20 protein-coding genes are annotated in these 21,797 nt (G+C 68.5%); 18 read left to right on the forward strand and 2 right to left on the reverse strand.

Annotation, left to right across the window (positions count from 1 at the left end; all coding sequences use genetic code 11):
• The first annotated feature begins 67 nt into the window (after positions 1–67).
• From infA to pyrE, 14 genes are all read left to right on the forward strand, one after another.
• Positions 68–286, forward strand: coding sequence for a translation initiation factor IF-1 (infA, locus tag HMPREF2826_RS01600; protein WP_040652360.1), 219 nt, complete (start codon positions 68–70; stop codon positions 284–286).
• Positions 287–425: 139 nt separating this feature from the next.
• On the forward strand, positions 426–539 hold the full coding sequence (rpmJ, locus tag HMPREF2826_RS01605; RefSeq protein WP_058271087.1) for a 50S ribosomal protein L36: 114 nt from the start codon (positions 426–428) through the stop codon (positions 537–539).
• 15 nt (positions 540–554) lie between these two features.
• Positions 555–926 carry a 30S ribosomal protein S13 gene (gene rpsM, locus HMPREF2826_RS01610; protein ID WP_058271088.1) on the forward strand — a complete coding sequence of 124 codons (372 nt, stop codon included), beginning with the start codon at positions 555–557 and terminating at the stop codon, positions 924–926.
• Between the two features lie 11 nt (positions 927–937).
• Positions 938–1,339, forward strand: a complete 402-nt coding sequence (gene rpsK / locus HMPREF2826_RS01615; RefSeq protein WP_070638611.1) for a 30S ribosomal protein S11 — start codon at positions 938–940, stop codon at positions 1,337–1,339.
• 18 nt (positions 1,340–1,357) lie between these two features.
• Positions 1,358–1,951 (forward strand): 30S ribosomal protein S4, encoded by a 594-nt coding sequence (rpsD, locus tag HMPREF2826_RS01620; protein ID WP_070638614.1) that lies wholly within the window; start codon positions 1,358–1,360, stop codon positions 1,949–1,951.
• 24 nt (positions 1,952–1,975) lie between these two features.
• Complete coding sequence (locus HMPREF2826_RS01625) at positions 1,976–2,917, forward strand: DNA-directed RNA polymerase subunit alpha (RefSeq protein WP_070638617.1); 942 nt, start codon at positions 1,976–1,978, stop codon at positions 2,915–2,917.
• Between the two features lie 35 nt (positions 2,918–2,952).
• Positions 2,953–3,480, forward strand: coding sequence for a 50S ribosomal protein L17 (rplQ, locus tag HMPREF2826_RS01630; protein WP_070638620.1), 528 nt, complete (start codon positions 2,953–2,955; stop codon positions 3,478–3,480).
• A 152-nt stretch (positions 3,481–3,632) separates the two neighbouring features.
• On the forward strand, positions 3,633–5,177 hold the full coding sequence (locus HMPREF2826_RS01635) for an ABC transporter ATP-binding protein (RefSeq protein ID WP_070638623.1): 1,545 nt from the start codon (positions 3,633–3,635) through the stop codon (positions 5,175–5,177).
• Positions 5,164–5,955, forward strand: coding sequence for an energy-coupling factor transporter transmembrane component T family protein (locus HMPREF2826_RS01640; protein ID WP_210388947.1), 792 nt, complete (start codon positions 5,164–5,166; stop codon positions 5,953–5,955). Before HMPREF2826_RS01635 ends, HMPREF2826_RS01640 begins: the two co-directional genes overlap by 14 nt.
• Positions 5,956–6,095: 140 nt before the next feature.
• Positions 6,096–6,701 (forward strand): GNAT family N-acetyltransferase, encoded by a 606-nt coding sequence (locus tag HMPREF2826_RS01645; protein WP_070638628.1) that lies wholly within the window; start codon positions 6,096–6,098, stop codon positions 6,699–6,701.
• Positions 6,698–7,525: a tRNA pseudouridine(38-40) synthase TruA gene (truA, locus tag HMPREF2826_RS01650; protein ID WP_246824640.1), complete on the forward strand. Its 828-nt coding sequence runs from the start codon at positions 6,698–6,700 to the stop codon at positions 7,523–7,525. Before HMPREF2826_RS01645 ends, truA begins: the two co-directional genes overlap by 4 nt.
• A 69-nt stretch (positions 7,526–7,594) precedes the next feature.
• Positions 7,595–8,368 (forward strand): hypothetical protein, encoded by a 774-nt coding sequence (locus HMPREF2826_RS01655; RefSeq protein WP_083307170.1) that lies wholly within the window; start codon positions 7,595–7,597, stop codon positions 8,366–8,368.
• Between the two features lie 235 nt (positions 8,369–8,603).
• The gene (locus HMPREF2826_RS01660; protein WP_070638631.1) at positions 8,604–9,674 is read left to right on the forward strand and encodes a glycosyltransferase family 2 protein; all 1,071 of its coding nucleotides are present in this window, start codon (positions 8,604–8,606) and stop codon (positions 9,672–9,674) included.
• 61 nt (positions 9,675–9,735) lie between these two features.
• Positions 9,736–10,374 (forward strand): orotate phosphoribosyltransferase, encoded by a 639-nt coding sequence (pyrE, locus tag HMPREF2826_RS01665; protein ID WP_070638634.1) that lies wholly within the window; start codon positions 9,736–9,738, stop codon positions 10,372–10,374.
• A gap of 83 nt (positions 10,375–10,457) precedes the next feature.
• On the opposite strand, the gene gltA is transcribed toward pyrE, so the two are convergent.
• Together gltA and HMPREF2826_RS01675 are read right to left on the reverse strand one after the other, a co-directional pair.
• On the reverse strand, positions 10,458–11,867 hold the full coding sequence (gene gltA / locus HMPREF2826_RS01670; RefSeq protein ID WP_070638637.1) for an NADPH-dependent glutamate synthase: 1,410 nt from the start codon (positions 11,865–11,867) through the stop codon (positions 10,458–10,460).
• Positions 11,855–12,697, reverse strand: coding sequence for a sulfide/dihydroorotate dehydrogenase-like FAD/NAD-binding protein (locus HMPREF2826_RS01675; protein WP_070638640.1), 843 nt, complete (start codon positions 12,695–12,697; stop codon positions 11,855–11,857). The genes gltA and HMPREF2826_RS01675 overlap by 13 nt, the downstream gene beginning before the upstream one ends.
• 333 nt (positions 12,698–13,030) lie before the next feature.
• On the opposite strand from HMPREF2826_RS01675, the gene HMPREF2826_RS01680 reads away from it, so the two are divergent.
• From HMPREF2826_RS01680 to HMPREF2826_RS01695, 4 genes are all read left to right on the forward strand, one after another.
• A complete protein-coding gene (locus HMPREF2826_RS01680) occupies positions 13,031–13,738 on the forward strand; it encodes a hypothetical protein (protein ID WP_148138296.1) in 708 nt (235 codons plus the stop codon).
• A gap of 77 nt (positions 13,739–13,815) precedes the next feature.
• Positions 13,816–15,588 (forward strand): serine/threonine-protein kinase, encoded by a 1,773-nt coding sequence (locus HMPREF2826_RS01685; RefSeq protein WP_070638645.1) that lies wholly within the window; start codon positions 13,816–13,818, stop codon positions 15,586–15,588.
• Complete coding sequence (locus HMPREF2826_RS01690; RefSeq protein ID WP_070638647.1) at positions 15,585–16,172, forward strand: hypothetical protein; 588 nt, start codon at positions 15,585–15,587, stop codon at positions 16,170–16,172. Before HMPREF2826_RS01685 ends, HMPREF2826_RS01690 begins: the two co-directional genes overlap by 4 nt.
• Positions 16,169–21,766 carry a hypothetical protein gene (locus HMPREF2826_RS01695; protein WP_070638649.1) on the forward strand — a complete coding sequence of 1,866 codons (5,598 nt, stop codon included), beginning with the start codon at positions 16,169–16,171 and terminating at the stop codon, positions 21,764–21,766. The genes HMPREF2826_RS01690 and HMPREF2826_RS01695 overlap by 4 nt, the downstream gene beginning before the upstream one ends.
• Positions 21,767–21,797: the final 31 nt, after the last annotated feature.

Here is a 21,797-nt window from a genome sequence, read left to right on the forward strand (position 1 = left end):
GGGGACGTCCCGCGCGTCTTTATGTATGATATATGGTCGCTGTGACTAGCGAGAGAAAGTAGGTACGGTGGCTAAACAGGACGGAATCGAGCTGGAGGGCAAGGTCATCGAGCCTCTCCCCAACGCCATGTTCAACGTGGAACTTGAAAATGGCAAGACCATCCTTTGCACGATCTCGGGCAAGATTCGCATGAACTACATTCGCATCCTTCCCGGTGACCGCGTGGTGGTCGAGATTTCTCCCTATGACCTCACGAGGGGTCGCATCACCTATCGCTACAAATAGCGGGCGGCCCCGAGGGGTGCGCGGCATCACGACAGATATCCACGCCTGCGGCTGGGCGTTTCGATAAGGCAGGTCAGCTCCACCTGATGCTGCCGGTGAGGTTTCAGTACGAGCAAGGAACTACCGGAAGGAAAGCACAATGAAGGTACGTCCTTCGGTTAAGAAGATGTGCGACAAGTGCAAGATCATCCGTCGCCATGGCAAGGTCTACGTAATTTGTGATAACCCTCGCCACAAGCAGCGTCAGGGCTAAGAGAGGAGCTCGAAGTTGGCACGTATCAACGGTGTCGACCTTCCGCGCGACAAGCGCACTGAGGTCGGACTTACCTATCTGTACGGCATCGGCGCGACCAGCGCCAAGAGGATCTGCGCCGAGTGCGGCATCGACCCCGACACGCGCGTCAAGGATCTGACCGAGGACGAGATCACCAAGATTCGCGACTTCATTGGCGCCACCTTCACCACGGAGGGTGACCTGCGTCGCGAGGTTCGCCAGAACGTCGCGCGCCTGATGGAGATCGGCTGCTACCGCGGCCTTCGTCATCGCAAGGGTCTTCCTGTCCACGGTCAGCGCACCCACACCAACGCTCGCACCCGCAAGGGCAAGAGGCGTCAGATCGGTGCAAAGAAGAAGGCGTAGGAGAGTAGACAATGCCGCAGAAGAAGAACCAGCACACGACGCGCGTTCGTCGCGCCGAGCGCAAGAACATCGCCGTGGGCCAGGCCCACATCAAGAGCACGTTCAACAACACGATCATCTCCATCACCGACCCCCAGGGCAACGTCATCGCCTGGCAGTCCGGCGGCACCGTGGGCTTCAAGGGCTCCCGCAAGTCCACGCCCTTCGCCGCGCAGATCGCTGCCGAGGCGTGCGCCAAGGCCGCCATGGAGCATGGCCTTCGCAGGGTGGCCGTGTTCGTGAAGGGGCCCGGCTCCGGTCGTGAGACCGCCATTCGCTCCCTCCAGGCCGCCGGTCTCGAGGTGTCGGGCATCCAGGACAAGACCCCCATTCCGCACAACGGTTGCCGCCCGTGCAAGCGTCGTCGGGTGTAGCAAGGAAGGACAGTAGAAATGGCAGTTGATAGGACCCCTGTCCTCAAGAGGTGCCGCCAGCTTGGCATCGATCCCGTCGTCATGGGCATCAACAAGGAATCCAAGCGCCAGCCCCGCCGCCGTCGCCGCCAGGAGAGCGAGTACGGCGTCCAGCTGCGTGAGAAGCAGAAGGCCAAGTTCATCTACGGCGTGCTCGAGAAGCAGTTCCGCAGCTATTACCAGAAGGCCATGAAGACCGAGGGCATCACGGGCGACAACCTGATGAGCCTGCTCGAGAGCCGTCTCGACAACGTCGTCTTTCGTCTTGGCTTTGCCCGCACCCGCAAGGAGGCCCGCCAGACCGTCCGTCATGGTCACATCACCGTGAACGGCAGGCGCGTGGATATCCCCTCCTACCAGGTGAAGGCCGGCGACCTGGTCGCCATCTCCAACAAGGCCAAGGACCTTCTCCCCATCAAGGAGGCCATCGTCGCCTCCAACGGCAAGGCCGTTCCCGCTTGGCTTGAGGTTGACATCGAGAAGCTCCAGGGCACCGTGCTTCAGGTTCCCGTTCGCAACCAGATCGACCTTGACATTGACGCGCAGCTGATCGTCGAGCTCTACTCCAAGTAAGCGTCGATTGCAGGAGGATTTGCTATGTCAGAATTCATCCGTCCGGATGTCAAGGTCGAGGAGATTCACAGCGACCTCGCCCGCATCACCGCCGAGCCCCTCGAGCGCGGCTACGGCGAGACGCTGGGCAACTCGCTGCGCCGCGTCCTGCTCTCCTCCCTCGAGGGGGCCGCTGTCGAGGCCATCAAGATCGACGGCGTCCAGAAGGAGTTCGATACGGTCGAGGGCATCTACGAGGACGTCACCGACATCGTCCTGAACGTCAAGGGCCTGGTCTTCAAGGGCAACGGCACGGCCGCGAGCGGCACCGCGACGATCAACGTCGAGGGTCCCTGCACCGTCACGGGCGGCGACTTCAAGATTCCGTCGCAGTTTGAGCTCGTGAACAAGGACCATGTCATCTGCACGCTGGGCGAGGGCGCGCACCTCTCCATGCAGATGCACGTCGGCACGGGCCGCGGCTACGTGGCCGGCACCGACAACGAGGGCAAGAACGACCCCATCGGCTACGTGTGCGTCGACTCGCTCTACTCGCCCGTCCGTCGCTGCGCCAAGCTCGTCGAGGCCTGCCGCGTCGGCCAGCGCAACGACTACGACCGTTTGGTCCTTGAGGTCGAGACCAACGGCTCAATCTCGCCGCGCGATGCCGTCGTCGAGGCGGCCAACATCATCAACCAGCACATGAGCGCCTTCATGAGCCTCACGGCCGAGGAGGAGCCCCAGGAGGACGCATCCATCTTCGCGGACGACGTCGAGGAGGACAACACCGAGCTTGACAAGCAGATTGAGGATCTGGCCCTTTCGGTCCGCTCCTACAACTGCCTCAAGCGCGCCAACATCCACTCGGTGCGCCAGCTTGTCGAGTTCTCTGAGAACGACCTGCTCAACATTCGCAACTTTGGCGTCAAGTCCATCGAGGAAGTCAAGGACAAGCTCGAGGAGATGGGCCTTGGCCTCAAGGCCTAAGGCGCGTCGCTCGCTAACTGAGGAGTAGCTAGACCATGAGACACAACAAGAAGAGGGGTATGAAGCTCGGCACCGACGCGAGCCATACCAAGGCAATGAAGAAGAGCCTCGTCGCGTCGCTTCTGGCCCATGACCGCATCAAGACGCTCGAGTCGCGCGCCAAGGCCATCCGTCCCGACGTGGACCGCGTCATCACCTGGGCCAAGAGGGGCGACCTCCACTCCCGTCGCCTTGCCATCGCCAAGGTTGGCGACAAGGAGATCGTGCGCGAGGTCTTTGAGAAGGCCGCACAGGGCCTGTGGGCCGACCGTGACGGCGGCTACACGCGCATCATGAAGCTCGGTCCCCGCAAGGGCGACGCCGCCAAGGTCGTCATCATCGAGCTCGTGACCGAGGCGGTCCAGCCCAAGGCCGCCGCCACGACCTCCGTCAAGAAGGTCGAAAAGGTCGCCGAGGCGCCACAGGAGGCGCCCGCCGAGGCCGCGCAGGAGCCTGTCGAGGCGCCACAGGAGGCGCCTGCCGAGGCCGAGGACGCCGAGCCCAAGGCCGAGGACGCCGAGTAGGTTCGGTTCGTTCGCGTGCATGACGTGTCGGGGAGGCTCGCGCTGCGGGCCTCCCCTCGTATGTCGGTCGCGTTTGTTTGCGGGGCGCTACGGCGCGGCATAGTGTCGCTTTGGCGCGCCGGGCCAGGCCATCCGGACGAGGGGAGCGGGCCATGCTGCACATGGAGCACGTCTTTGTCCGCCTCGGTGCTGGCGCCTGGACGGTCAGGGACCTGTCGCTGCGGCTTTCGGCCGGCCGGCGCGTCGTGGTGGTGGGTCGCAGCGGATCGGGCAAGTCAACGCTGGCGCGGCTGGCGAGTGGCTCCTTGACGCCCCAGGCGGGAACCGTCGCCTTCGCAAAGGGAGTGCGCGCCTGCCTGGTGCGGCAGGACCCCACGGCGTCGTTCGTGAGCTCGCGCGTGTGGGACGACGTCGCCTTTGGTCCCATGAACCTGGGCCTTGCCGAAGACGAGGTACGACGGCGCGTGACGGCGTCACTTGAGGCCGTGGGTGCAGGGGACTTGGCAAAGCGGTCCGTCGGCGAGCTCTCCGGCGGGCAGCAGCAGCTCGTCGCCCTGGCGGGGGCGCTTGCGATGGGCCCGTCGCTTCTCGTCGCGGACGAGGTCACGGCGCAGCTCGACCTTCGTGCGCGTCGGCAGCTCCGCGGCGTCTTGGACGCGCTTTGTGCGCGGGGCATGGGCATCCTTGAGGTCACGCACCGGCCCGAGGAGGTCCTCGGGGCGCATCGGGTGCTTGTGCTGGAGGAAGGCGCGCTCGCGTGGGAGGGCACGCCCGACGAGCTCTTCTCCGAGCGCGGCGCGCGGGCGCGTGAGCTCGCCGGCCTCGTGGGCCTGCGGGCGCGTCTGCTCGCCGATGAGGCGCCGCTCTCGGCGTACTTTCTGAGGCGGCCCGTGGACGACCCGCCGCGCACATCGTCAGGGCCTGTTGGCGAGCGGGCGTCTGGTCAGGGCCTGGAGCTGCGGCACGTGAGCCTTTGGTACGACGAGTCGCGCCGTCCGCCCTCGGCGCCCGTTCTTCGCGACGTTGAGCTCACGGCCCGGCGCGGGCGCGTCACGCTGCTCGTGGGCCCGTCGGGCGCCGGCAAGACCACCTGTGCCCTCGTGGCGGCGGGACTGGCAAAGCCTGACGAGGGGTCGGTGCGCCTGGCGGGAAGGCACGTTCGTCCGAGTGACGTGGGCCTTGCCTTCCAGAGGCCCGCAGACCAGCTCTTTGCCGACAGCGTCAGGCAGGACGTCATGTACGGCCCCCTCAATCGCGGCGTGGGACAGGACGAGGCGCATCGGCGAGCCGTCTTGGCCCTGAGGGACCTTGGCGTCGCGGAGGAGCTCTGGGACAGGTCCCCCCTCCTGCTCTCGGGCGGTGAGGCGCGGCGGGCGGCGCTTGCGGGCATCGTGGCCCTAAGGCCTGACGCCTACGTGCTCGACGAGCCCACGGCGGGACTTGACGGTCATGCCGCGCGGGCCGTCATGGACCTGGCGAGCCTGCTGGCTCGTCGCGGCGCCGCCGTCGTCGTGATAACGCACGAGGTGGCGGAGTGGTTGACCCGCGCCGCGACGGTCTGTGTGTTGAGCGCGGGCACGGTGGTGTGGTCGGGCCCGCCCGAGGAGCTTGTCAGGGACCCCGCCCTCGCCGCCGCTGCGGGACTTGACCTTCCTTGCGACCTAGAGAAGGCGGAGGTTGATGATGGGACTGACTAGGTCGTTCTTCCTGGGGTCCCATCTGAGGAACCCCTGCTGGCTTCATGAGGTGGACGCCCGCGCCAAGCTGCTCGCGCTCGTCTCGCTGAGCCTGGCGACGCTGCTGGCCTCAAGGGACGCCGCGCTGGGCCTGTTGGGGGCGCTCGCCCTTGCCGGCGTCGCCAGCTGCCGCGTGCCCCCCCGCGCGGCCCTGCGCGCCCTGGGGCCGGCCCTGCTGGTGCTCGTGCTGGTCATGCTGGGCCACGCGTTGGTCGTGGACGGCAGCTACGACCTCAGGATCCTGGGCACCTGCGGCGTGCGCGTGGCGGGCGCGCGGGCGGGCGCGCAGGCCATGCTGCGCATCTGCCTGCTGGTGACGTGGGTCTCGCTCGTGAGCGCCACCACGACCTCTCCCCAGCTTGGCCGCGCCCTGGGATGGGCACTGAGGCCGCTGCTCTCATGGGGCGTGCCCGTGGGCGCCGTGACCACCACCGTGTCGATAGCCCTGCGCTTCATCCCGGAGGTCATCGAGGAGTTCGACCGCATACGCCTTGCCCAGATCGCGCGCGGGGCGCGCTTCGACGACCGACGTGTGTCACGACGGCTCAGGTCGTACGCGGCGGTGCTGGTGCCGTTGGTGGCATCCCTGTTCGGACGGTCCGACCAGCTGGCGGAGGCCATGCGCGACCGCGGCTTCACGGGAGGGGGAACGCTCATGGCCCCGCCTTGCCTTGCGGTTCGCGACCTCGTGGTCATGCTGGCGAGCGTGGCCGCGCCCGTGCTGGTCGTCCTCATGTAGGGGGCGCCCGGGCGGTTTTGACGGCGGGCGCGGGCGCGTCTTGCGTCCGTCTGGCCCCAGGCGTCTCAGTCGGGCACAATGACGCTACACTAGCAGGCACGAGGATTGCCCGCCTCGCGGCGGACGGACGGGGAGGATGGATGGCGGACGAGGTGACCATACGCAGGGCGACGCCGCATGACGCGGCAGCCTGTCGCGCGGTCTACGCCCCCTATGTCGAGCGCACGGCCGTCAGCTTTGAGTGGGAGACTCCCTCGACGGAGGCGTTTCGCGCGCGGATGGAGCGGACCTGCGCCTTGGGTCACCCCTATCTGGTGGCAACGCGCGCGGGACGCGTCCTGGGCTATGCCTGCACGGGCCCCTTCGTGGGGCGCTCCGCCTATGGGTGGTCGGCCGAGACCACCATCTACCTTGCTTGCGAGGAGCGAGGCCAAGGTCTGGGGGGCCGTCTCTACCGGGCCCTGGAGGAGACGTCGCGCCTGCGAGGCATCCTCGACCTCAACGCCTGCATAGGTTATGCGCCTGTGGAGGACGAGTATCTGACCAATGCCAGCCTCCGCTTTCACGAGCGGCAGGGCTATGGGCTCGTGGGAACCTTCCATGACAGCGGTCACAAGTTTGGCCGCTGGTATGACATGGTCTGGATGGGAAAGCCCCTCGGGGACCATGGGGCGAGGCCCGCGCCCCCGCGTCGCTGCGACGAGCTGACGGCAGGGGAGTGGCAGGCGGCGGGGGTGAGCCTGTGACGGATGCGGCGGCGCGGCGCTCCACGCTCGTGATCATGGTGGGGTACCGAGGGGAGGGCTTCTCGGGCATGGCGGAGCAGCCGGGACGGCGCACCGTGCTGGGGGAGCTGCGTCGGGCCCTTGAGGTCGTCCTGCGACGCGAGGTGGAGCTTGACGCCGCCGGTCGCACCGACGCGGGCGTCCACGCCCTGGGCCAGTACGTCAGCCTGCCCCTCAAGGGCTCCGAGTGCCAGCTCAGCGGCAGGCGCATGCATGCCTCGCTCGTGGCGCTCACGCCTGACGACCTGTCGGTCCGCGCCCTCTATCGTGCCGAGGTGGGCTTCTCCGCCCGCTTTGACGCCACGAGCCGTCACTATCGCTACCGCATCGCCTGCGGCGCCGCGCGTCCCGTCATGGCCTGGGATCACGCCTGGTGGCTTCGCTCCCAGCCCCGGCTGGACGTGGCGGCGATGGACCGGGCGGCGCGCTGCCTGGTGGGAGAGCACGACTTCGCGAGCTTCTGCAAGGCCTCCTCGGCCCAGCTCATCCGGCATGACGGACGCTCGACGTGCAGGAACGTCCAGATGGTTCGGGTGTCGCAGGACAACGAGGCGGGCGAGCCGCTCGTGACGGTCGAGGTGGGCGGCAACGCCTTCCTGCATAACATGGTGCGCATCGTGGTCGGCAGCCTCGTGGAGGTCGGCAGCGGCAGACGTGACGTCTCGTGGGTCCGCGCCGCGCTCGACGCCTGCGACCGTCGTGCGGCGGGTCCCACGGCGCCGGCGCGCGGGCTGTGCCTTGAGGGCGTCGACTATCCCGCGGGGGTCCTGCTGCCGTGGGACTGAGGATGGCGGCCGGGTCGGGACGCGGCGGCCGGGTCGGGACGCGACCGGCGATGAGGAGGGGACAGACGCATGGGGCTGACGAGACGACAACGGCAGAGCTTTGAGCGCAGTGACGTTCTCGACCTGGGCCCGCAGCGCAACCGCGTCGCGGTGGCCATACTTGTCGTGGTCGCCGTGGCGCTGGCGGCGACCCTCGTGCTGCTGTGGCGGTGCGCCCGCGCGCACGGCAGGTCGGGAGACGACGGGCTCATAAGCTCCATCGGGACCCAGGAGGTGGAGCCCGTCTCGGCCGAGGGCGTCATGGCCTCCTCGGACTCCTTCACGAACCTGCTGCTGGTCACCGTCGACGACGTCTCGTCATCCGCGCCCGCGCTCCAGAAGGTGCAGATCCTGTCCCTTGACGCCACGCGTCGCACCGGGGTCCTGTCCGCCCTGCCCCTTGACGCCGCGCTGACGACCTCGCCCGACGCCACGATCCGATCGTGCTTTGACGAGGGGGGCGCCGCCGCGCTCGTGCCGGCTGTCGCCGCCGCCACGCAGGTGCGTCTCGACCATGTGATCGTTGCCGCCGACTCCCTGTGGGACAGACTCAGGGGGCTGCGCGGCTCGGGCGTGACGGCGCTGCTGGGCTCAGGCGCGGAGCTGCTCAGCTCGCTGGAGACGGACATGGGGTCGAGCGAGCTTCTGGGCGTGGTGGAGCAGCTCCAGTCCGTAGGCGTCTCCAGGCTCTCGCAGGCCGAGGCGCCCACGACCCAGGAGGAGGGGGAGTCGGGAGCCACCCTGACGAGGATTGACGCCGCGGGTCTGGGGCTGCAGCTGGGGACGCTCGTCGCGTGCGACTGACGCAGGCCGCGCGTCTTTTCGCCGTGGGAGCGCAGGCGCCGCCACGAACGGCCGCGGGCCGGCGTCTTGTGCACTTTGTTGGATTCGCTCGCTCATCATAGGGCGTCCACAACGTCCGAGCCGGTCTAGGTGATAATGTCCTCGGCGGCACCGCCGCCCGTCGTGCCCCCCGACGCCCGTCGTCGGTGCGAATGCGGGCGCCCGTATTGGCCCTTTGGTCTGGAGACGTTACGGCATGTCCCCCACGCAGCCCAAGATATCCGTCATCATGCCGGCGTACAACGTCGCCGCCTATGTCGGCAGGGCCGTCGAGAGCCTCCAGCATCAGACGTTCGAGGACTTTGAGCTTTTGGCGGTGGACGACGGGTCCCAGGACCGTACGGGGGCCATCCTCGACTCCTTCGCCGCGCGCGACATCCGCATCACGGTCATCCACCAGGAAAACGCCGGCGCGCCGGCCGCGCGCAACGCGGCGCTCGACCGTGCCGCCGGCACGTACGTCATGTTCTTTGACGCCGACGACTGGGCCGAGCCCACGATGCTGGCAACGATGTATGAGTTTGGCGTGCGCAACCGCCTCGAGCTGGTGGTGTCCGGGTTCTACATCGACACCTACTTCGGGTCCGACGACCGGCACGACAGCGAGGTCAAAAGCTGCGAGGACGCCGTCTTTGCCACCCAGGCGGACTTCAGGCGCGCGGCCTGGCGGCTCTTTGACAACAACCAGCTCTATCCGCCCTGGAACAAGCTCTTCCTTCGCAGGCGCATCGAGGACCTGGGCCTGCGCTTCAGGGCCACCTTCTGGGACGACTTTCCCTTCGTGCTCGACTTCATCCGTGACGTCGAGTGGGTGGGCGTCATGTCGCAGCCGTTCTACCACTTCATCCGGCAGCGCTCGGAGTCCGAGACGGCACGCTGGCGCCCGGACATGTACGAGAAGCGCGAGGAGGAGCACGGGTGGATGCTCGACCTCTATCGGCATTGGGGCCTGGACGGCGACGCCGCCAGCATGGAGATGGTCCAGCGCCGCTACATCGAGCGTCTGGTGGGCTGCATAGAGAACGTCTGCAACCCTCTCTGCGAGCTCTCGCGCGCCCAGAAGCTCGCAGAGATCAGAAACATGATCTCCACCGAGCGGGCGCGGGTGGCCGTGGAGGTGGCGCGTCCGCGCAGCAGGATGATGCAGGCGATGCTGGCGCCCATCAAGGCCCGGCACGCCGGCCTCTGCTACCAGGAGGGCACCTTCATCTCGTTCGTGAAGCGGCATAACGGCAGGCTCTTCGCCACGCTCAAGGCGCGGCGCTAGCAAGGTCACGACGGTATTCGGGACGGGGCCGGCGCCGACGCGTCCCGACGAAGGAGGCATCATGGCATCAAGCCAAGACATCGCCCGCGCGCTTCTGTCCGTGAGGGCGGTGTTCCTGCGTCCCGACGAGCCGTTTACCTGGGCGTCGGGCATCAAGAGCCCCATCTACTGCGACAACCGCCTCACGCTGAGCCACCCCGAGGTGCGCACGCTCATCGACGAGGCGCTCGCGCAGGTGGCAAAGGAGTGCCACCCCACGCTCCAGATGCTCATGGGAACCTCCACGGCCGGCATCGCCCACGCCGCCATCGCCGCCGACCGCCTGGGCGTGCCCATGGGCTACGTGCGCGGGTCGGCCAAGGACCATGGCCGTAAGAACCAGATAGAGGGACGGCTCGAGCGGGGCGAGAGGGTCGTGGTCGTTGAGGACCTCATCTCCACGGGCGGCAGCGTGCTTGACTGCGTGGAGCCGCTGCGCACGGCGGGCGCCGAGGTGCTGGGCGTCGTGAGCATCTTCACCTACGGCATGCGTCGCGCCGCCGAGCGTCTCGCGGCGGCCCAGGTGACCAACCACAGCCTCTGCGACCTTGACACGCTCGTGGACGTGGCAGTGGCGGAGGGCTACCTCGCCGCGGACGACAGGCCGCGCCTGCTGGCCTTCAGGGACGATCCGGCAGACGAGAGCTGGATACGTCGCTAAGGGATGCGCCGCCACGTCTAAGCCCCCCGGCAACGTGAGATGCCGGGGGGCTCTGTCTTGCGTCGCTGCCGCGCGTGAGGGCGCTACTCCTGGCCCAGCAGCACCTTGGTCATGCTCGCGGCGGCCTTCTTGCCGGCGCCCATGGCCAGGATGACCGTGGCCGCGCCGGTGACGATGTCGCCGCCGGCCCAGATCCGGGGGTTGGAGGTGCGACCGTCCTCGTCGGCGTCGATGTAACCCCACTTGTTGAGCTGCATGCCGCCGATGAGCCGGGCAAACGGGTTGGCGTTGGTGCCGATAGCCGAGATGGCGACGTCGCAGGCGATCTCCTCGACGGCCCCCTCGACGGGCACGGGACGGCGGCGCCCCGACTCGTCGGGCTCTCCCAGCTCCATCTTCTGGACGCGGGCCGCGCAGACGTTGCCGTCCTCGCCGGCTAAGAACTCAAGGGGCGAGACGAGAGGCATGACCTCGACGCCCTCCGCCTTGGCGTGATGAAGCTCGGCGCGACGCGCGGGCATCTCGTCCTCGGTGCGGCGATAGGCGATGATGGCGCGCTCGGCCCCCAGGCGCTTGGCGGTGCGCACGGCGTCCATGGCCACGTTGCCGCCGCCAAAGACGATGACGTTCTTGCCGTGCTTGGTGGGCGTGTCATAGGCGGGGAACTCGTTGGCCCTCATGAGGTTGACGCGCGTGAGGTACTCGTTGGCGAAGAAGACGTTGGGGAGGTTCTCGCCGGGGATGTTGAGGAACTTGGGAAGCCCGGCGCCCGTCGCCACGTAGATGGCGTCGAAGCCCTTCTCGCCCAGCAGCTCGTCGGCGTTGGCCAAACGTCCCATGACGCTGTTGTACTCAAACGTGACGCCCAGGTCCTTGAGGCCGTCGATCTCGCGTCTCACGACGGCCTTGGGCAGGCGGAACTCGGGGATGCCGTACACGAGCACACCGCCACCCGTGAAGAACGCCTCGTACACGGTCACGTCAAAGCCGTTGCGTGCCAGCTCGCCGGCGCAGGCGATGCCGGAGGGGCCGGAGCCGATGACGGCGACCTTCAGGCCGTTCTTGGGGGATACCTTCGTGGGGCTGGCAAGCTCGGGCCGGTCGCCCAGGAAGCGCTCGAGCTGGCCGACGGCCACCGGGTCGCCCTTCTTGCCGCGGACGCAGACGCCCTCGCACTGGTTCTCCTGGGGGCAGACGCGCCCGCAGACGGCGGGAAGCATCGAGGACTCATGGATGACGTCCAGACCCTCGCCGAACTTGCGGTCGTAGATCTTCTCGATGAAGGCGGGGATGTCGATGTTGACGGGGCAGCCCTCGACGCAGAGGGGCTTCTTGCACCTGAGGCAGCGCGCGGCCTCGGCCACGGCCATGTCCTCGGTGAAGCCCTTGTCGACGGGACGGAAGTCGCGGGCGCGCTCGTCGGCGGGCTCCTCGTTGTCGGCGGTGCGCGGCGACTTCATGTCCGCGACCCAACGACCCTTTATCTCTGGCATGCGCAGTTCGCCTCCTCGTAAGCCTTGAGGGCCTGGCCCTCCTCGGTGCGGTATGCGGCCTGACGGGCCCGCAGGTCGTTCCAGTCAACCTTCGTCGCGTCAAAGTCGGGACCGTCGACGCAGGCGAACTTCGTCTGGCCACCCCCCTCTACGCGGCAGCAGCCGCACATGCCGGTACCGTCGACCATGATGGGGTTGAGCGACGCGACGATGGGGATGTCGTACTTCTGGGCGGTGAGCGCGGAGAACTTCATCATGGGCACGGGGCCGACGCAGAAGACGTGGTCGACCTTGCCCTCCTTCAGCAGGCGCTCGAGCGGGGCGGTGACGACGCCCTTCTCGCCGTAGGAGCCGTCGTCCGTGGTGACGTGGACGTGCTCGTCGTCAAGGACCTCGCGGAACTGGTCCTCGAGCAGCAGGAGGTCCTTGGTGCGGGCGCCCATGATGGCGTGGACCTCACGGCCTGCGGCGACGAACTGGCGGGCGACGGGAAAGGCGATGGCCAGCCCCACGCCGCCCCCGATGACGGCCCACCTGCCCTGACCCATCTCGGTGGGGTGCCCCAGCGGGCCCGTGACGTCCTGGATACAGTCGCCGACCTCCATGGCCGCGAGCATCGTGGTGGTCTTGCCGATGACCATGAAGATGAACTCGACCCAGCCTTCGTCGACGCTCCAGTCGGCGAAGGTGAAGGGGACGCGCTCACCCGACTCGTTGGCGCGAATCATGAGGAACTGGCCTGCGTGCGCGTGCTTGGCCATCTCCGGCGCCTCGACGCGAAACTTGAACACCTTCTCGGAGAATTGCGTCTTTTCGAGGATTTTGTACATTACCCTAGCTCCTCTCCCAACGGTCTTTCCTCTCTCTTCTGCCCCTTAGGGGCGTCCCGCCCCTGCGGGACGCGCGCCTGCGATGGCACATACCAGCCCCATTTTACTATGACGGCCAGAGAGGCGCGGGACGATCGACGCTTTTACACGGCATATGACGACGGGAACGTCCCGTGACGGCCGGTGCCGCCCATGGCATGTGGCGACCCTGCCGCTTGCCGGAGCTTTCACAGCCCTCATGGGCAACTGATAGTTCCCTGACGTGCGTCACCTACAGTGGGCCAGGAACATGGCTCCTGGGCGGGTTCATTGGCGACGGCGGAGGTTCACACGATGCACGAGACGTACGAGGCACAGGTTGACTTTGAGGGATTTCGCGAGCTGTACCTGGCTCAGCACGGGGGCTACCTTAAGAGGCTGTTCGCGCTGGCGGGCGGCCTGTGCCTGCTCGTCTCCCTCCTGTGCTGGGTCATCGTCATCGGCGAGTCGGACCCCGTCGCGATTCTCATCGCCCTTGGCTTCACGGCCCTGACGATCGCCTGCATCGCGGGGGCCGTCCACCCCATGGTGGCGTTCTTTACGCGCAAGGGGGTCGTGTACGACTGGTTCGCGTCGCACGGCCGCCCCAGCCCCTCCGACACCCGCCTGCAGGACCTGCGCACCTCCTATCAGGTGAGCCTTGAGGATGAGGGCTTCCAGGAGCGTGCCACCGGGTCAAGCAGCCGCATTCCCTGGTTTGCCCTCAAACCCAGGCCCATCAAGGGCAGGCGGGGCACCTACTTTGCGCGCGCCAACGGCAAGGAGGGCTCGGTGGCCTACAACCTCATCGGCATCAACTGGGCCTTCAGGGACGAGAGCGTGGAGGGCGTCCTCTTCGTGCCCGCTGCGGTGAGCGCTGCGCATCCTGGCCTGGTGGGGGCCATCGAGGGCAAGATCAACGACGGCCGCGCGCGCTTGCGCGGCAGGGGCGCCCGCACGGCCCGCCCGTCGGACCAGGCGACCGTGGACTGGATGCGCGGGACGCCGCAGGACCGTCCCTAAACGACCGCCCCTAAGCATGCCGGCCGTCTGCCGGCCGACACCGTCTATCGACGTTCTAAGGAGAAAGCGCTGTGGCGATGCCCGCAGGACAGGAATCGCAACGGGCCGAAGAGGAGTCGGCGGCCGACGGCCACCGGCTGGTGGGCGGGCGCTACCAGCTGCTCACGAAGATCGGCGAGGGCGGCATGTCCGTCGTCTACCTGGCGCTCGACAAGGTGCTCAACAAGGAGTGGGCGGCCAAGGAGATTCGTCACGTGGACGACCCCGTCCAGAGGGAGCTGGTCGTCAAGGGCATCGTGACCGAGGCCAACATGATCAAGCGCTTCGACCACCCCGCCATCCCCCGCATCGTGGACATCATCGACGACGCGGGCACGCTCTACGTCATCCTGGACTACGTGGAGGGGCGGACGCTCGCCGAGATTCTCGAGAAGGGCGGCCCCCAGGCCGAGGACGCCGTCGCCAACTGGGCCATCCAGCTCTGTGACGTCCTGCAGTACCTGCACCGGCTCGACCCGCCCGTCATCTACCGTGACATGAAGCCCTCCAACGTGATGCTCAAATCCAATGGCCTCGTGGAGCTCATAGACTTTGGCATCTCGGGCGAGCTCGCCGGCGCCGACGAGCATCCTGGCGAGCAGGACGACGCGGTGCGGCTGGGGACGCGCGGCTTTGCCCCGCCCGAGCAGTACGAGGGCGGGCGGGGGACCGACTCCCGCTCGGATGTGTATGCGCTGGGCGCCACGATGTACTGCCTTCTCACGGGCAAGAGTCCGGGCGACTATGCCGACGCGACGCCGCCGCTGCGCCAGGTGCGCCCGGAGCTCTCCGAGGGCATGGAGAAGGTCGTCGCCAAGGCCATGCAGGCCGATCCCGACGACCGCTACCCCGACTGCGCCGAGATGGCCTACGCCATCGAGCACCGCGGCGAACGCGAGCGTCAGGAGCGTGCCAAGATGCTGCGCATCTGGCGCGGCTTCATAGGGCTCGCCGCCGCGTCGCTGGTGTCGCTCGTGCTGGGCGTGAGCGCCACCATCGGCAGGATCGTGGTGACGGATGGCGACTACAACCACTGGATGCAGGTGGGGGAGCAGAGCGCCAGCGTCAGCGAGGCGACGGCAGCCTACCGGCGGGCGGCGCAGGTCAAGCCCGGCGAGGTGGGACCCTACCTGGGGATGGTCAGCCGCTATCAGGAGGACCAGACCTTCTCGCGCGTTGAGGAGGAGGAGTTCAGGTCCACGATCCTGCCCAACCTCGAGCAGGTCAGCTCCTCGGGTCGCTACGCCGAGCTTGCCTTTGCCGTGGGCAAGCTCTATTGGTACGAGTACGGCGTCGATGCCGCCGAGGTCGCCGAGCCCGGTCGAAAGACCCAGATCGCGGGGCGCTCCGCCCGCATACGCGCCGCGGCGCAGTGGATGGACGCGGCGGCGCGCGACCAGTCGTTCGCCGAGCATGACGCCGCCCAGGTGTACAGCTCCATCGCGTCGTTCAACACGGGCATCGTGCCAAGCATCAACGAGGGCTCTGACCTGGGAAGCTATGCGCCGTACTTCCAGACGCTCAGGGACCTCGTGAGCTTTGTCTCAGACGAGTCAAACGACGTCATGCGCCTGGACGTCGCGAACCTGACGCTTGACGCGCTCTCCACCTATCCGCGCAAGTTCAGGGCTGACGGCGTCTCCAAGCAGGACATCCTTGACCTCGCGCACGACGCCGCCACCCTGGCGCGCGAGAGCGGGTCCACGACGAGCCTCCTTGACCACGAGCGAGCGAGGGCCCTGGGCACGGCGGACGAGATGGGGCCCATCGTGGAGGACGCCTTCATTGACGCGAGGACGGTGAGGCAATGAGCGCCGAGACGCTGGGGCTGATCGAGGCCGCTGGGTATGCCCTGGCAGCCGTGTTGGCGGTGAGCTGCGCCGTCTACCATCGCCTCCGTCACGTGAGCGAGGTCCGTCGCTATCTGACGGGCGAGACGGCGCGCTCCGCGATAGAGGACCTGCGCTCCGGCGCCGTCATGCGCATGACCTCCGGCGCCCAGGCGCGCCTTGGCACGCAGGCCGAGGGGCTGGGGCAGGACAGCGGCAGCCTTCACGTGCGGTCCCTTGCAAGCGGCTCGCACGAGGACGGGCGCGGCGCCCCCGGCTCGGCGACGCGCGTGGTCGTGGCGGGCGAGGCGCTCACGACCCTCTTTTCCGAAGGTCCCTCAGACGGCGGGCGAGAGCCTGACGACGCCACCATGACGACGCTGCTGGGCGACGACGCCCCCTGTTTGCCCACGCGCGACGCGTCTGACGACGACGTGACGCCCCGCACGCCGGAGCCGATGACGACGCTGCTTGCGACACCCATGACGCCTGTCGAGGCCCCGGGGCACGACCGGCACGACGAGGCCATGACCACGCCGCTTGGTGACAGAAAGAGTGAGCGATGAGCGTGAACGAGCGTTCCCAGGGGTCCCCTGTTGGCATCCCGCATCTGCCTCGGGCCCTGCGCGCCGTGACCGTCTCGGTCACGCTGGGCGCCCTCGTGTGGTCCCCCCTCGTCGCTGCGGCCTCCCCGGCGCTCGCCGCGTCGCCTGCGGCCGAGGGTGTGGACGCCACGACTCCCGCGGACGAGGCGGCGATCTTACCGGTGATTCCCGTGGCCGCGCCCGCGACCCCCGCCCCCGCCACGCCCGCGGAGAATCCCGGGCAGGTTCGGCCGTCGTTTGGCGTCGACGGCGCGCGCGTGCGTGCCGTGCCCTACGGCGTCAACCTCGCCGCCTGGCTCAATGCCCAGGACGACCTGTACCTTGACGGGAGCCTGCCAGGCTCCTCCCCGCACATGAGTGCCGTCGACGTCGCGTGGCGCTACTTCTTCGCCAGGGGGCCCCTCGCCCTGGCCCCCACGCTCGCCGCCTATCCCGTCGCGACGCCGGGCGTGACGCCCTCGTCATGCCTCGCCTGGGAGTCTCCCACCACCGCGTCGCTTCCCGACCTGTCCGGCCTCGACGCCGTCGTGGCCCTGCCCGCGCCGCCCGCGTCGGCGGCCGACGTGGCGGCGGCGCCTCCCCAGGTCCTGGGGATGCTGCGGGTGATTCGGCCCGACGGCTCGCTCCACGAGCCCGTCGTCACCGGGAGCCTCGAGGACGGCAACCTCAAGCTCTGGCTCTGCGGCAGGGACCAGGAGGGGGGTTCCGCCCGGCTGACCCCCCAATGGGCGCCGGGCGTGGCGGATCAGCTCTCGTCCTCCTACGCGCTCGAGTCGGACGGCTCGCTCGTCGCGGCGGCGCCTGCTGACGGGCTTCCCGTGGCAGGCGCCACGTCATGCTTCGTGAAGATCGGCCATGTGCCCGACCCGGTGGGCGACGTCACGTACTGGGAGGGACAGCTGCTGCGCGTGGACCTTGCCAGCGACCGGCTCGCGCCAGAGCTCGACCGGGCGACGGCGACGCTGACCAAGGCTGACGGCGGCGCGCTTACGGCCCCCTCGGCCCCGGGCCCCTTGGTGGTGGGCGCCCAGGGCGTCATCCTCACCGTGCCCGTGCGCGAGGCCGCCCCGACGCTTCCCGGCGACGTCGCGTCGGGACTGGACGTCTCGAAGGTGCGCCTGGACCTTGCGGGCAGGAGCCTCGAGCCTCGGTCCGTGACGAATGACGGCAAGGCGGTCTTCGTCCTGTCCGCAGACACGATCGGCACGGGCGAGACGCGCCTTGACACCGCTCGCATCCGTGTGTCCGACGTCGCCGGCAACGAGTCGAGCGCGCCTGTCAGCGAGCTTGCGGCCGTGAGCGCGCTCAAGGCGACTACGCTGCGCGTCATGGACGACAGCCGGCCCACCTGCACGCTGGCGGCCAAGGACCGCAGGGGCAGAACGGTGGCCGACGGCGGCGCCACCGAGCTTGAGCCCGTCTTGACGCGGCTGGTCATCCATGACCCCAACCTGTCCGAGCTGCGCAAGGACGGCACCTGGCGGGCCAGCGGCTCCCTCAGGGTGACCGTGGACGGCGTCGAGAGCGTCGTTGACCCCGCCAGGCTGCGGCGCGTCGCGGGCGATGGCGACTCGTTCTACCTTGACCTCGACCGCCTGCGGACTGAGGGCAAACACACGGTGAGCGTGAGCTACGTGGGCGCGAGCGTCCTTCACGCCAACCTGAGGCCCCAGTCCGCCCAGGCGAACCTCTCGTTCACGATCGACCTGCACCCGCCCGTCGCCTCCGGCCTCCGCGTGGAGGGCGGCGTGGACGCGACCTCCGTCGCCGCCGTGCCGGACGTGGGGAAGGTGCTGGTGGGGGGAGAACGCAGGCTCTACGTCACCGTGACCGACGAGACGGTGGGAGGTCCCAGCCCTTCGGGCGTGAAGTCCGTCAGGGCCACCCTTGTGCGGCATGACCGTCCCGGCGACGCCGGCATGCCGGTTGACCTCGGCAGGCTGCCCAGGAGGAAGGGCGAGTTCGAGCTTGTCCTATCAAGCCCGGGTCGCTATGACCTCAAGGACGTCGTCCTGACGCTCGAGGATTGGGCGGGAAACCGCTCGACGGTCCCCCTGTCGGCGGTGAGCGCGCAGCATGGAGGGCCGCTCGACTTGGCGGCCGTGCTGGTGGACGCGCGGCGTCGCGCGTCGCTCGTCGTCCTGCCCGGCGAGGCCGGCCCCGTGCTCAATGATCAGTTCTATCCCGCGGACTCCCTCGTCGCCCTGGACGTGGCCGACCCCTGGCTCGGCTACGTGGCGCTCATGCCCTCCTTCCCGGCGACCTTCACGGGAACGCACGTCACGGCGTCCGGCACGAGCGACCTCGCGCCGAGCGTCCTGTCCCTGTCTCCCCGCCAGGTCGCTCCCGACGTGCTTCGGCTTGACCTGGGGCTTCCTCGCACGGACGGCAGGCTGGCCGACGGCTGGTACCGCATCGACTGCTCGTGCCTGCCCGACGTCTGGGGCGGCGTCCCCACGCTGAGCTTTGGCGTTGACACCATGGCGCCCCAGCTCACCGCCGCCACCGTGGCACGCGACGGCTCCGTTGTGGCCACCCTGCCCGACGGGCGCTCGGTCCTGGTGGGCGGCACGCGCCGGATTCGCGTGCGGGTGCAGGACCTCCTGCCCCGCCCCGCCGGCGCCGACGTCGCGGGCGTCGACGTGGCGAGCGAGGATTACAGCTCGGGCTTGGACGCGGGCTCCGTCACCGTGAGCCTCACGCGTCAGGCGGGCATGGGCGCCCAGGCCGCCCGGTCAGAAAAGACGCGCAGCCTCGCGGTAGACGGCGAGGGCTGGGCCACGATCGACCTGGAAGGCGAGGGGCTCTACCGCCTGGACGACATCAAGGTCTCGGCGCGGGACCGCTACGGCAACCGCCTGGCGAGCCGCACGCTGGCAGACTACCGCGACGCCCTGCCCGAGCAGGAACGCTCCACCTGGGGATTCGACAGCATCCTGGTTGACCTGGGAAGCGCGGCGAGCGTCCGGACGCGGCTCGAGGACGATGAGGCGACGCCGCCCTCCGCGAAGCCCTACTACCATCGCGGCGAGGTCAGGGAGCGAGTGCTCGTGACGGACCCGTGGTTTCCCGTGTACGCGTCGCTCGCGTCGGGCGCCCCGCTCGTGACGGGCACGCTCAGCGTCCCGGGAGCCTCCGTCCCCGAGACGCTCTCGCTGTCCGTGCTGCCCCGCGACTTCACGCCTGTGGAGGGCGCCGAGAACGTGTGGGAGAGCGTCGTGAGCCTCCCGCGCGCCGACGGCGGCAAGCTCCCGCGCGAGGGTGACTACACGCTCAGATGCGAGTACGGCGGCGTCCGCAGCAAGGTGCTGGGCGACGACCCCCATACGGACGAGCAGTCCTTTGGGGTGGACTACACTGCCCCCGACCTGGGAAGCCTCACGTTCTCGCAGACGTCGCCCTTCCCCGTGCGCGAGTCGGGCGACAAGCGGGGCACGCCCTGGGGCTGGGTGTTCTCTCCGGACGGCGAGCAGGTGACGCTTGCGGTGACGGACCGGCTGTCAGGCGTCGTGGGGGAGGGCCTCTCGCTTGCCTCCCATCCCACGGGCAACGTCGCGCTGACGTTCGAGCCAGACGCCGCGGGCGGGCTCTCGCACGAGTCCGACCCGCTGGCGGGCGTCGCCTCCTTCTCGCTTTCGCAGGACGGGCAGCGCGTCGTCCTGGCGGGGTCCGCCATCACGGCCGTGGACACGGCCGGCAACGCCGCGACCGTTGACCTCGCCGCCCTGGGGTCAAATCTTCCCGCCGACGCCATGGGCGTGGCCGTGGACATTGAGGCGCCGGTGGTGTCCGTCTCGTATGACAACGACGACGTCCGCAACGGCCGGTACTTCAACGCCAGGCGCACCGCCACGGTGACGGTCCAGGACGCCAGCTTTGACCTCACGAGGGAGTTTGCGCCCGAGACCGTCGTCGCGTCGGGCTTCAAAGACGGCTCACAACATGCGGGCAGGACGCTTGTGGCCAAGGACTTCGAGCCGATCACGCAAGAGGACGGCACCGTCGTCTACGTGGCGACGCTCCCCTTTGACGAGGACGGCGACTGGCGCCTGTCGGCCGGCTACACCGACCCTGCAGGCCATGCCTCCAACACGACGAACGACGAGTTCACCATCGACACGGAGGCGCCCAAGCTCCAGGTGAACTTTGACAACAACGACGTGTCCAACGCCATGTACTACAAGGCGCCCCGCACGGCCACCATCACGGTGGATGACAGGAACTTCGCGCCCCAGCTGGGCAGCATCGATGCCAGCGCCCTCCAGGCGGGCCCGGGACCCTCCGTCGGCGCCTGGTCTGAGACGCGCCCGCGCGCCACCTGGGTCGCCACGGCCTCCTTCGCGGGCGAGACGCACTATCGCCTCAAGGTGGTCGTGAGCGACCTCGCGGGCAACGTGAGCGAGGCCTATGACTCCCAGGAGTTCGTCATCGACCTGACGGCTCCCGAGGTGGCCATAACGGGCGTCCAGGACCATCACGCCTACGGCGGCGAGGCCGCCGCCGGGGCCACGTTCAAGGACACCAACCTTGACGCGCAGCTTTCCGACTACACGCTCGCGAGCGTCCGCGACGAGTACGCCTTCTGGCCGGGCAAGCAGGAGTCCGCCACCGCGACCGAGAAGGTCGTGAGCCTGGGTGACGTCCCCTACGAGAGCCCGCGAGACGACGTCTACACCCTCAAGGCGACGGCCGTCGATCTGGCCGGCAACCACGCCGAGACCCAGGCGACCTACTCCGTCAACCGCTTTGGGTCCACCTACTTCTTCGCTGACGGGTCCAAGGGGGTTCCTGGCGCGTTCATGGCCGCGCCGCAGGAGGTCGACGTGGTGGAGGTCAACGTGAGCGGCCTTGACACCTCGGGATCGAGGGTGCGCCTCTCGCAGGACGACCGCGCTCGCACGCTGTCGCCCGACGTCGACTACAACCTGGAGGCCAACGCCCCGGATGCGGGCTGGAGCTCCACGACCTACCGGCTGCCGGCGCGGCTCTTTTCCACCGACGGGTTCTACCGCGTGACCCTGACCTCCACCGACGCGGCGGGCAACCTCTCGCAGAACACGATGGATGGCAAAGGGGAGGGCCGCGAGGGCACCTTCCCCATAGAGTTCGCCGTCGACCAGACCGTCCCCACCTCGGAGCTGGGAGGCGTGCAGGCCGGCGCCGTCTACCTTGACCCCGCCAAGGAGGCGCTGGTCGGCAGCGGCGACAACCTGGGTGTCGCCAGCGTCGAGGTCCTGCGGGACGGCGAGCGCCTGGACGGCTGGGAGGGCGCCGACGTCCAGGGCGCGACGCCCACGGTCAGGCTCCTGGCGGACGGCGCGGCCCATGACTACCGCGTCGAGGTGCGCGACAAGGCGGGCAACGTCTCGGCCAGCGACTACCGAGGGGTGGTCGTCACGGGAGACCTGCTCACGTACATCACGAGGACGCCGCGGCTCCTCGCGCTCGTCGTGGCCGCGGTCGTGGTGCTCGTGGGCGCTCTCTCGGGCGGCTCCATGCTGGCCGTCAGGTTCCGGAGGATGGGCGAGCGCTGGCGCAACCCCTTTGGGCACTAGGGCTATCGGCTCGTGACGCCCGACGTCACGA

The sequence above is a fragment of the Olsenella sp. HMSC062G07 genome, assembly GCF_001811895.1.
Taxonomy (GTDB): Bacteria; Actinomycetota; Coriobacteriia; order Coriobacteriales; family Atopobiaceae; genus Olsenella_F; species Olsenella_F massiliensis.

Excerpts from the sequence above, each read along its gene's own strand:
- rpmJ (WP_058271087.1), top strand. The coding sequence starts at position 426 with ATGAAGGTACGTCCTTCGGTTAAGAAGATGTGCGACAAGTGCAAGATC.
- rpsK (WP_070638611.1), top strand. The coding sequence starts at position 938 with ATGCCGCAGAAGAAGAACCAGCACACGACGCGCGTTCGTCGCGCCGAG.
- rpsD (WP_070638614.1), top strand. The coding sequence starts at position 1,358 with ATGGCAGTTGATAGGACCCCTGTCCTCAAGAGGTGCCGCCAGCTTGGC.
- HMPREF2826_RS01625 (WP_070638617.1), top strand. The coding sequence starts at position 1,976 with ATGTCAGAATTCATCCGTCCGGATGTCAAGGTCGAGGAGATTCACAGC.
- rplQ (WP_070638620.1), top strand. The coding sequence starts at position 2,953 with ATGAGACACAACAAGAAGAGGGGTATGAAGCTCGGCACCGACGCGAGC.
- HMPREF2826_RS01635 (WP_070638623.1), top strand. The coding sequence starts at position 3,633 with ATGCTGCACATGGAGCACGTCTTTGTCCGCCTCGGTGCTGGCGCCTGG.
- HMPREF2826_RS01640 (WP_210388947.1), top strand. The coding sequence starts at position 5,164 with ATGGGACTGACTAGGTCGTTCTTCCTGGGGTCCCATCTGAGGAACCCC.
- HMPREF2826_RS01645 (WP_070638628.1), top strand. The coding sequence starts at position 6,096 with ATGGCGGACGAGGTGACCATACGCAGGGCGACGCCGCATGACGCGGCA.
- HMPREF2826_RS01655 (WP_083307170.1), top strand. The coding sequence starts at position 7,595 with ATGGGGCTGACGAGACGACAACGGCAGAGCTTTGAGCGCAGTGACGTT.
- HMPREF2826_RS01660 (WP_070638631.1), top strand. The coding sequence starts at position 8,604 with ATGTCCCCCACGCAGCCCAAGATATCCGTCATCATGCCGGCGTACAAC.
- pyrE (WP_070638634.1), top strand. The coding sequence starts at position 9,736 with ATGGCATCAAGCCAAGACATCGCCCGCGCGCTTCTGTCCGTGAGGGCG.
- gltA (WP_070638637.1), bottom strand. The coding sequence starts at position 11,867 with ATGCCAGAGATAAAGGGTCGTTGGGTCGCGGACATGAAGTCGCCGCGC.
- HMPREF2826_RS01675 (WP_070638640.1), bottom strand. The coding sequence starts at position 12,697 with ATGTACAAAATCCTCGAAAAGACGCAATTCTCCGAGAAGGTGTTCAAG.
- HMPREF2826_RS01680 (WP_148138296.1), top strand. The coding sequence starts at position 13,031 with ATGCACGAGACGTACGAGGCACAGGTTGACTTTGAGGGATTTCGCGAG.
- HMPREF2826_RS01685 (WP_070638645.1), top strand. The coding sequence starts at position 13,816 with ATGCCCGCAGGACAGGAATCGCAACGGGCCGAAGAGGAGTCGGCGGCC.
- HMPREF2826_RS01690 (WP_070638647.1), top strand. The coding sequence starts at position 15,585 with ATGAGCGCCGAGACGCTGGGGCTGATCGAGGCCGCTGGGTATGCCCTG.
- HMPREF2826_RS01695 (WP_070638649.1), top strand. The coding sequence starts at position 16,169 with ATGAGCGTGAACGAGCGTTCCCAGGGGTCCCCTGTTGGCATCCCGCAT.